The organism is Clostridium vincentii (assembly GCF_002995745.1).
Classification (GTDB): Bacteria; Bacillota; Clostridia; order Clostridiales; family Clostridiaceae; genus Clostridium; species Clostridium vincentii.
The window spans coordinates 59,465-68,620 of the sequence record NZ_PVXQ01000017.1; the positions used below are offsets into that span (position 1 = coordinate 59,465).

The 9,156-nt window shown below is 30.6% G+C and carries 8 protein-coding genes and 1 riboswitch; of the genes, 2 read left to right on the forward strand and 6 right to left on the reverse strand.

Translation table 11 applies throughout. The features are described from left to right. Nucleotides 1-35: 35 nt before the first annotated feature. From CLVI_RS09200 to CLVI_RS09220, 5 genes are all read right to left on the reverse strand, one after another. Entirely contained in the window at nucleotides 36-998 is a 963-nt protein-coding gene (locus CLVI_RS09200) for a methionine ABC transporter ATP-binding protein (protein ID WP_106059834.1), read from the reverse strand. 88 nt (nucleotides 999-1,086) lie between these two features. Continuing rightward, nucleotides 1,087-1,209, reverse strand: a riboswitch (SAM riboswitch). A 141-nt stretch (nucleotides 1,210-1,350) separates the two neighbouring features. Then, nucleotides 1,351-1,815 (reverse strand): methyl-accepting chemotaxis protein, encoded by a 465-nt coding sequence (locus CLVI_RS09205; RefSeq protein WP_278320516.1) that lies wholly within the window; start codon nucleotides 1,813-1,815, stop codon nucleotides 1,351-1,353. A 70-nt stretch (nucleotides 1,816-1,885) separates the two neighbouring features. After that, the gene (gene thiE / locus CLVI_RS09210) at nucleotides 1,886-2,506 is read right to left on the reverse strand and encodes a thiamine phosphate synthase (protein WP_106059836.1); all 621 of its coding nucleotides are present in this window, start codon (nucleotides 2,504-2,506) and stop codon (nucleotides 1,886-1,888) included. Continuing rightward, a complete protein-coding gene (thiM, locus tag CLVI_RS09215) occupies nucleotides 2,499-3,317 on the reverse strand; it encodes a hydroxyethylthiazole kinase (RefSeq protein WP_106059837.1) in 819 nt (272 codons plus the stop codon). The genes thiE and thiM overlap by 8 nt, the downstream gene beginning before the upstream one ends. A gap of 103 nt (nucleotides 3,318-3,420) precedes the next feature. Continuing rightward, nucleotides 3,421-4,731 carry a hemolysin family protein gene (locus tag CLVI_RS09220; protein WP_106059838.1) on the reverse strand — a complete coding sequence of 437 codons (1,311 nt, stop codon included), beginning with the start codon at nucleotides 4,729-4,731 and terminating at the stop codon, nucleotides 3,421-3,423. 241 nt (nucleotides 4,732-4,972) lie between these two features. Between CLVI_RS09220 and CLVI_RS09225 the strand changes: the two genes are divergently transcribed. After that, nucleotides 4,973-6,121, forward strand: coding sequence for a cysteine desulfurase family protein (locus CLVI_RS09225; RefSeq protein WP_106059839.1), 1,149 nt, complete (start codon nucleotides 4,973-4,975; stop codon nucleotides 6,119-6,121). After that, nucleotides 6,118-7,275, forward strand: coding sequence for a tRNA uracil 4-sulfurtransferase ThiI (gene thiI / locus CLVI_RS09230; RefSeq protein ID WP_106059840.1), 1,158 nt, complete (start codon nucleotides 6,118-6,120; stop codon nucleotides 7,273-7,275). Before CLVI_RS09225 ends, thiI begins: the two co-directional genes overlap by 4 nt. A gap of 48 nt (nucleotides 7,276-7,323) precedes the next feature. Here thiI and CLVI_RS09235 read toward each other — a convergent pair whose 3' ends face one another. Beyond that, entirely contained in the window at nucleotides 7,324-8,946 is a 1,623-nt protein-coding gene (locus CLVI_RS09235) for a DUF2207 domain-containing protein (protein ID WP_106059841.1), read from the reverse strand. Nucleotides 8,947-9,156: the final 210 nt, after the last annotated feature.

Below are 9,156 nucleotides of genomic sequence, written 5' to 3' on the forward strand. Positions count from 1 at the left end.
ATCTCTTTAATGACTGTTGAAAGTAATTCCCACATTTAGATTACCTCCCATTCAATGTTTTTATTCCTTAAGTAGTCTAATATTAATTTTTCGTCTTTCTCTTCAATATTAATTACTAGGCTTCCAAGAACATTTTCTCTAAACTTTTCAAGTTTTCCCCAAGCTATTGAAAAATCTACATTTGTTTCTCTAGCCATCTTTGTAATTAAGGTATTTTCAGAGCAATTCGCTGGGAAGAATAACTTTATATTAATTCCATCCTTAGGCAATGTCTCATCTTCATTTTCTCCTAGGAACCTTTGAAGAGATAATCCTGGCTTTAAAAATAATTCCTCAGCCTTTCCTTCAACTTCAATTTTTCCATCATCTATTAAAGCAACTCTCTCACAAATATCTTTAATAACTTCCATTTGGTGAGTTACCATAATAATTGTAATTCCTAATTCTCTATTAATTTTTAGTAATAAAGCTAATATATCCTTAGTTATCTTTGGGTCCAAAGCTGATGTAGCCTCATCACATAAAAGTATCTTTGGTTCTAATGCTAATGCCCTTGCGATGGCTACCCTTTGTTTTTCACCTCCGCTTAAGGCTGCTGGCTTATTATTAACTTTATCTTTAAGACCAACTAACTTTAATAATTCATTTACTCTACTATCTATTTTCACCCTACTATATCCCCAAATCTCAAGAGGCAGAGAAATATTTTCATAAACTGTTTTTCTTTTAAGTAGATTAAAGTTTTGAAATATCATACCTAAATCTTTCCTAAATTCCCTAAGTTCATTTTCGCTTAAGTTAGATACATCCTTTTCCATGACCTCCACTGTTCCTGAATCATAGGATTCAAGCCTATTTATACATCTAAGTAGCGTTGATTTCCCCGCCCCACTATGTCCGATTATACCGTATATTTCTCCTTTATTAATGCTTATTGAAATGTCCTTTAATACTTCTGTTTCACCAAAACTTTTAGATAAATTTTTAATGTTTATCATTTTGCTCCTCCTTAAAAGAATATAGCAAGTAAAAATAAATACACTAGAGAATAAATCTCTAGTGTATAAAATCACTAACTAATCTATTCTCTTATCTTTCAGTAATATACTATTACTGCAGGATTTAGCACCTACTCTATAATAGTAAATGAACTATTATATTGGTTGCTGGGTTTCAACGGGCCAGTCCCTCCACCACTCTTAATAAGATATTTTTATATTAAATTTTTAATCAATTGCTTCATGTTATATATATAATAGAACCAAGCTATAAATTTGTCAATACATTTTATTAAACATATACCAATTCTTTTTTTATTATACTAATTACAATTAATTCTATTTTTCCATCCTAGCTTTGATTTGCTTTTTGTACTATAGCTGATATTTTATCAATAGCTCCTTTTAAGCTTTCACTTTTTTGGTTAACTACATCTGCCACCTTATAAATATCAACAATCATTTTAAGCATTTCATTTTGATCTTTAACTGTTGATTCAGCAACTTTACTACTCATGTCAGATAGCTTCTTAACTTCTGTTGCTACAACAGCAAAGCCTTTACCAGCTTCTCCGGCTCTAGCTGCCTCAATAGATGCATTTAAAGAAAGCATATTTGTTTGTGATGCAATTCCTACTATTTGCTTTGTAGAAAGCTTAAAGTTATTAACCTTATCTTTCATAATATCAACCTTTTCATAAAGACTTTCTGCTGTTGTTGTCATTTCCTGTATTTCTGCACTTATCTTTTCAACATACTCATTAATTATTTTCATTTCTTCCAAAATAATCCCATCCTTTATTGTTTTAATATCCATTACATAATAAATATTATATATCATTTTTTGACTTTTTTGTCCATTTAAATAACTTTTATTTTAGTATAGTCTATATAATTTTACTTTTTAGCTTTTTTGTCGCTTCTTTAATGTTTTCTTTGCCTAAAATAGCCGAAATTATTGCTACCCCATCTATATTTGTCCCTTCTAGCTGCACTAAATTTCTTTCATTAATGCCACCAATTGCAACTACTGGAATTTTAACCTTAGCTTTAATCTCTTTTAGCTGATCATAACTAACATCTGTAGCATCTTTTTTTGTAGAGGTTGAAAACATAGCTCCACATCCAAGATAATCAGCACCATCCTTCTCAGCATCTAATGCTTCCTCTAAGGTATGAACTGATACGCCTATAAGTTTATCCTTTCCTAATACCTCTCTAGCTATGTTGCAAGGCATATCACTTTGTCCTATGTGAATTCCAGAAGCGTCAACAGCAAAAGCTATATCTAATCTATCATTTATGATTAAAGGCACATTATGTTTATCAGTTATAGCTTTGATACTCTGAGCTATTTCATAAAACTCTCTCGAAGTTACATCCTTTTCTCTAAGTTGAACTATAGTTGCCCCACCTAATATGCTATCTTCGACAGCTTTTCCAAGATTTCTGCCCTTTAATACATCTCTATCTGTAACTAGATATAATTTATAATCAATATTATTCATTTATCTTACCAACATTTTGAAAGTCTGCTTCCTTCAAATTATACATTCCATCAATTAATGAAACCCTAAAACTTCCACTGCCTTGATTTTCTTTTAGATTATCAAATGCTATTTCACCAACCATGCCCATAGTAGCTACTCCAGCAACAGCACAATGCAATGGACTACTTCCCCCACCAAGATATGCTCCAATTAATGCAGTTGTCATACATCCAGTTCCTGTAACTCTTGTAAGCATTTCATTACCATTTCTAATTGTAATTACTCTTTCTCCATCAGAAATGTAATCTATAACTCCTGTTATAGCAACAACAGTATTTAATTTTTTTGCTAACTCTCTTGCTATATCCTTTGCTGCATCTTCCTTAACGTCCTCTACTGAGTCAACGCCCTTAGAATTTGATTCCATACCACAAAGAACCTTTATTTCAGCCATATTCCCTCTTATAACAGAAAATTTAACTTCTTTTAACAATCTAAAGGTAGATTCCTTCCTATAGTTTGTTGCCCCAACTCCAACAGGATCAAAAACAACTGGAACTCCTGCTTTATTTGCAGCCTTACCAGCTTTAATCATAGCATCAACAAGTTCATTAGCTATAGTTCCAAGATTTAGAACTAAAGCTTGTGCTTGAGTTGCCATTTGCTCTACTTCTTCAATAGCATCTGCCATGGCTGGTGATCCACCTACAGCTAAAATAGCATTAGCACAATCATTAGCTGTTATGTAATTTGTTATACAATGTACTAAGGGCTTTACCCTCTTAAGATTTATTAATGATTCCTGTACTTCTTTAATAATTTTGCTCATTTTATTTTCCTCCAAATCTATATATTAAAAAAGGACTATCCAAAATTAATAAATCATCTCAGACAGTCCAACATTATATACTTCCTTATATTTTAGAATAGTTTTAAATAGTTATCATTATCGTCTCTATTCGTTTATCCGTCACTTTTTCTACTTTATAGGTTACTTCATTAAGTTCTATAATTTTATTTTCTGTCTCTATTGGAATATTACCTATTAAATTAATTAAAAATCCACTAATAGTATCTATATCATCAGATTCAATATCAATACCTAGTTTATCTTTTATTTCTTCTAATGGAGTACTACCATGAACTAAGAAAGTCCTATCAGTAACTTTGATTATTTCTTCATCATCGCTCTGATATTCATCATTAATTTCTCCCATGATTTCCTCAACTACATCCTCTGTTGTTATTATCCCTGAGAATCCACCGTATTCATCTATTATTATGGCCATTTTACTTTTAGAGGCCTTCATATCCTTAAATAATTCTTGTATCTTTTTACATTCTGGTACAAAATAAGGCTCTATAAGTATGTCTCTAAGAATAACATTATCAAAACCTTTTTTCTTAGCTTCCAATAAAAAATCCTTCATATAAAGAATACCTATAATATTATCAATTTCTTCTTCATATACCGGAACCCTTGTATATCTTTTTTCTAGAAGCTCGTCTATATATGTATCTAAATTAGCTTCAATATCTATACAATATACATCTGTTCTAGGGGTCATTATCTTTTCTGCCTTCTTATCATCGAATTCAAATACTCCCTGGAGCATTTTCATTTCACTTTGTTTTATTGAACCACTTATTTCTCCCTCTTGCACAAGAGCTCTTATTTCTTCCTTTGTAACTTTTTCTTCAAGTTCTTTTTTTTGAAGTCCTGATATTTTTACTAATCCAGAAGTAGACAAAGATAAAATCTTGATAAAAGGTGTTAAAATCTTTGAAATAAACAAAATTGGTCCTACGACTATCATTGAAATAGATTCAGCATTTGCTAATGCTATCCGCTTTGGAAATAGCTCTCCAAAAACTAATGTAAAATAAGATAATATTATTGTAACTCCAACAAAAGCTATTTGACTTCCATAGGGAATGTTTAAATTTATTAAAACTTGCCCTAATGGATCTGAAAAAGCAGTTGCTGCAGAAGCACTTGCGAAAAATCCTGCTAAAGTTATACCTACTTGAACAGTAGATAGGAACTTCGTTGGTTCCCCAATTAATTTATAAAGAGATTCTGCCCTTTTATTTCCTTCATTTGCCAACATCCTAATTCTATTTTTATTCACTGAAACAATTGCCATTTCTGCTGATGCAAAAAAAGCGTTAATTAATGTTAATGCTACTAATAATAAGATGTTTGAAATATTAATAGCGTTCAGCACAGGTCCTTCGTCCATTTTGTTCCTCCAATATTTAATACAGAAAAACAGTCATAAGATTATGACTGCTTTGTCATGCGAGTAATTTTACTCTTATCTCTATACTATCATATTATTCTATCTTTTATATATAGATTCGTATATTATTTAACTTTATATACCTTTAATTAGTAATTATAGTTGAAATTGCTTCGTTTTTGTATTATACTATCTTCTTGATATGACTAATATGTAATTACTGTCAAGTGAGGTGACAATTATGAATATATATTTAGATAACGCAGCTACAACTAAACCTTCAAAGAGAGTAATTGAAGAACTCTGTAGCAGCATGGAAAATTTTTATGCCAATGCATCATCCATACATAAGCTTGGTATAGAATGCAATAAACAAATTAATGGATGTAGAGATGCACTTGCAAAAACTATAAATTGTTCTAAAGATGAAATTTATTTTACATCAGGCGGAAGTGAAGTAAATAATTTTATATTACGCGGCTTAGCAAAGGAAAACCTACATATAATAACTACTTCCTTTGAACATAGCTCTGTAAAAAACACAGTTAGTTATTTAGAAAATAAGGGTACAAAAATTACTTATCTTTCTGTGGATTCTAATGGTCTTATAAATATAGACGAACTAAAAGCCTCCTTAACTAAGGATACAATTTTAGTATCTATAATGTATGTAAATAATGAAATTGGCAGCATACAAAACCTTAAGGAAATAGGTGAAGCCATAAAATCTATAAGCTCTAGAGCAAAATTTCATGTTGATGCAGTACAAGGTTATGGTAAACTTTCTATAGATATCAAAGAAATGAAGATTGATGCTCTATCTGTTAGTGCTCATAAATTTAATGGTCCAAAAGGCGTTGGTTTTTGTTATTTAGCAAAGGGAATTATACCTATTCCAAATATTATTGGTGGCGCTCAAGAAAAGGGACTTAGAGCTGGCACTGAAAATCTTCCTGGAATAGCGGGCTTAACAGTTGCTGCACAGGATAAATTTAATAACCTTAAGGAAAACTATACTAAGGTTCATGAAATTAAAGAATATATGATAAATAAACTTTCAGAAATTGAGGATATTAAAATTAATAGTCCTATTAATGAAAACTTTTCACCTTATATATTAAATGTATCTTTTAGAGGAGTTAGAGGAGAATCATTGCTTCATTTTTTAAGCGAAGAAAATATTTTTGTTTCTACTGGTTCTGCTTGTACCTCTAAAAGCAAAGCTGGAGTTATTGGGAGTCATGTCCTTGAAGCCATGGGACTTACTAAAAAAGAAATTGAAGGCGCTATAAGATTTTCATTTTCACCTGATAACACAATAGAGGAAATAGATAAAACAATTGAAATCCTAAAAAAAGGATTATCATTATTAAGGAGACTAAAGAGATGAATAAATTAATTTTAGTAAAATATGCTTCTGAAATATTTCTAAAGGGTCTAAATAGAAATAAATTCGAAAAAAAATTAAGAGATAATATCGCTGCTAAACTAAATGGATTAAACTTTGAAATCATACTAGACCAGGGTAGATATTTTATAAAAGTTGATGAACTAGATGAGGCAGTGGACAAAATTAAAAAGGTCTTCGGCATTGCAGAGGTTTGTGTAGTAACTAAAGTAGATAGAGACTTAGATATAATTAAAGAAGAGGCTTTAAATAAAATAAATGCTACTTCATATAAAACCTTTAAAGTTATAACTAACAGAGCAAATAAATCTTTCCCTTCAAACTCTATGGATACTTCAAGAGCTGTTGGAGCTTATATACTTCATAATTCTTCAGATGAATTAACAGTTGATGTTAAAACTCCTGAATGTAAAGTTCATATTGAAATAAGAGAAAATGCCTATGTATGGACTGATAAGGATAAAATCAAAGCTGTAGGTGGACTTCCATACGGAATTAATGGTAGCACAATGCTAATGCTGTCAGGTGGAATAGATTCTCCTGTTGCCGGATATCTTATGGCAAGGCGAGGCGTGGCTCTAAATTGTGTCTATTATCACAGTCATCCTTATACTTCAGAACAGGCAAAGGATAAAGTTAAGGACCTTGCAAAAATCTTAGCTGGGTATACTGAAGAGGTCAATTTATATATTGTGTCCTTTACAGAAATTCAAATGAGTATAATCGAAAAATGTAAGGAAGATGAGCTTACAATAATAATGCGAAGATTCATGATGAGGATAGCTTGTGGATTAGCCGAAAAGCTTCACATTGACTCTGTTGCAACTGGTGAAAGTATTGGTCAGGTTGCAAGCCAAACTATGGATGGCCTTATAGTAAGTACAGAATGTTCAGATAGACCGGTATTCAGACCTCTAATATCTATGGATAAAGAAGATATTATTGAGATTGCAAGAAAAATCGGAACTTTTGAAACTTCAATTCTTCCCTTTGAAGATTGTTGTACAATATTTGTTCCAAAACATCCTAAAACTAAACCTAAGGTTGAACCTATTAAAAAAGAAGAAAGCAAACTCGATGTTGAAGCATTAGTTCAAGTTGCTATTAATACTGCGGAATTTGTTAAATTAAAATAAAAAATAATCCCCAAGATTAATTTAGTTTAATCTTGGGGATTTATTTTTTTAGAAAGCTCCACCGCCTCCTCCGCCTCCGCCTGAGAATCCTCCACCACCTGAAACGCCTGAAAAGCCTCCTCCTGTTGAAGATACATTGTTGTTAATGGTACTCATATTCATGAAAAATAGCGGATAAAAAGTAAAGTTGCAATAATTATTTCCTTGATTAAAACTATTTTTTAAAGCTAGCTTACTTAATCTTTCAGCAAAATTCTCAAGCTTTAATTTATCTACTTCTAATACTGACGCATAATTTAATATATCCCCTGATTCTTCTGAAGTTAAAACTTCTGAAATAGTTACTATATTCTTTTGTATAAATGATTTATAAGAAATCCACTTGAACCGTTCATTATAAAATTCATTTGTAAGTTCTTCTTTATACCCAATTTTAATGAACATATTTAAAATATGACCATCTTTTTTAAGTATTTTTTTCCACTGCTCTTCCTTCTTAGTATGTTCCATTGCTATATCTGTATTTTTTAAACTTTTAGCGATTTCCCCTAATGAGAATTGTTCTTCCTGTCCATATCCCATAAACCAATTAATTAAAAATTTCAAATGTTCCTCTTTAGGATAATCCATTGAACTATTAAACTTAAAAACTAAATCATTTTTACTTTTATTAGATAAATCTAATTGCTTTTCACTTATAGTAAAATATCCCTTGTTAGCAAGATAAAATAATGTAGCAGAAATCATGTTTTCTCCTACTTTACCTTCATTATAAATCAGGCTCACTAATGCAGGAGATATATCCATTGGTGGGGAATCATAATGGTTATCAATATTAAATGTGTAAAGACTTCTGTATTTCTTTACTTTCTTAGACCGTATTACTAATTTTATAACAATAAACGCAGCCACTATAATAGCTATAATAAATCCAATTCCAGCAATTAAAATTCCTGTTTTTGAACCTTTATCAAAATTTACATTCATTTCATCCTCTGTGGCAGTCTTAAACGTTGTAGTAAAATAATCCTTTGGTAATGTTGCTTTAACCCCTAATATTGAAGTTAAATTTCCAAATTCCAAGAAAATTTTATTATTTTTATATTCAGTATTCCAATCTCCATCCATAAAAATTTCATATGATGAATTCTCTGGAGAAATACTTTGATTATTAAGTCCTATAGTTAGTGTTCCCTTAGAAATTTCATCTACATTTTCTACAGTATAAAAATTCCAATTCAGAATATCCTTTCCCTCATAAGACCTTAGAGCATTATTAATTCTATATTTAATTATAAAAGTTTTAGGCTCCTTATTTGACTTAGAGAATAACTTTATCTGAGTTTTGTCACTATCTTTAATAATTTGATAATTATTATCTTCCTCTGAATCAGAATTAGTTGCAATATATTCTTTTCCATTAGAATCTACTACCTTGACTTCATTAATATCATAACTATTATCAGAGCCTAACTTTAAATCTCTAGTTATTCCATTAAAACTTCCATCAAAATTGTATATTGAACTCTCAACTACATCAATGGTCCCATCCTTATTTATTGTTGCATCTATATTTACTTCATCTATACTATAGGTTCCTGTAGAAGCACTTACGTTATAAGCTGGAATTATTAAAAATAGCATCAATATTACCGTTATTATTTTCTTCATCACTTATTCCCCCTATAAATTAACTTATATTCCTAGTATATACCATTAAACCTTTACAAATCTATAACTTTTAATTCTTTTGATAATCGAGTAGGAGCTAAATAATTATTTTATTTAGCGTCCTCTCACACCACCGTGCATACCGTTCGGTACACGGCGGTTCATTAGAAATTAATGTATCTTTTGATATTTGCTTGTTAGGCTAACGAA

Excerpts from the sequence above, each read along its gene's own strand:
- thiE (WP_106059836.1), bottom strand. The coding sequence starts at position 2,506 with ATGAATAATATTGATTATAAATTATATCTAGTTACAGATAGAGATGTA.
- CLVI_RS09220 (WP_106059838.1), bottom strand. The coding sequence starts at position 4,731 with ATGGACGAAGGACCTGTGCTGAACGCTATTAATATTTCAAACATCTTA.
- CLVI_RS09235 (WP_106059841.1), bottom strand. The coding sequence starts at position 8,946 with ATGAAGAAAATAATAACGGTAATATTGATGCTATTTTTAATAATTCCA.
- CLVI_RS09200 (WP_106059834.1), bottom strand. The coding sequence starts at position 998 with ATGATAAACATTAAAAATTTATCTAAAAGTTTTGGTGAAACAGAAGTA.
- CLVI_RS09205 (WP_278320516.1), bottom strand. The coding sequence starts at position 1,815 with ATGGATATTAAAACAATAAAGGATGGGATTATTTTGGAAGAAATGAAA.
- thiI (WP_106059840.1), top strand. The coding sequence starts at position 6,118 with ATGAATAAATTAATTTTAGTAAAATATGCTTCTGAAATATTTCTAAAG.
- thiM (WP_106059837.1), bottom strand. The coding sequence starts at position 3,317 with ATGAGCAAAATTATTAAAGAAGTACAGGAATCATTAATAAATCTTAAG.
- CLVI_RS09225 (WP_106059839.1), top strand. The coding sequence starts at position 4,973 with ATGAATATATATTTAGATAACGCAGCTACAACTAAACCTTCAAAGAGA.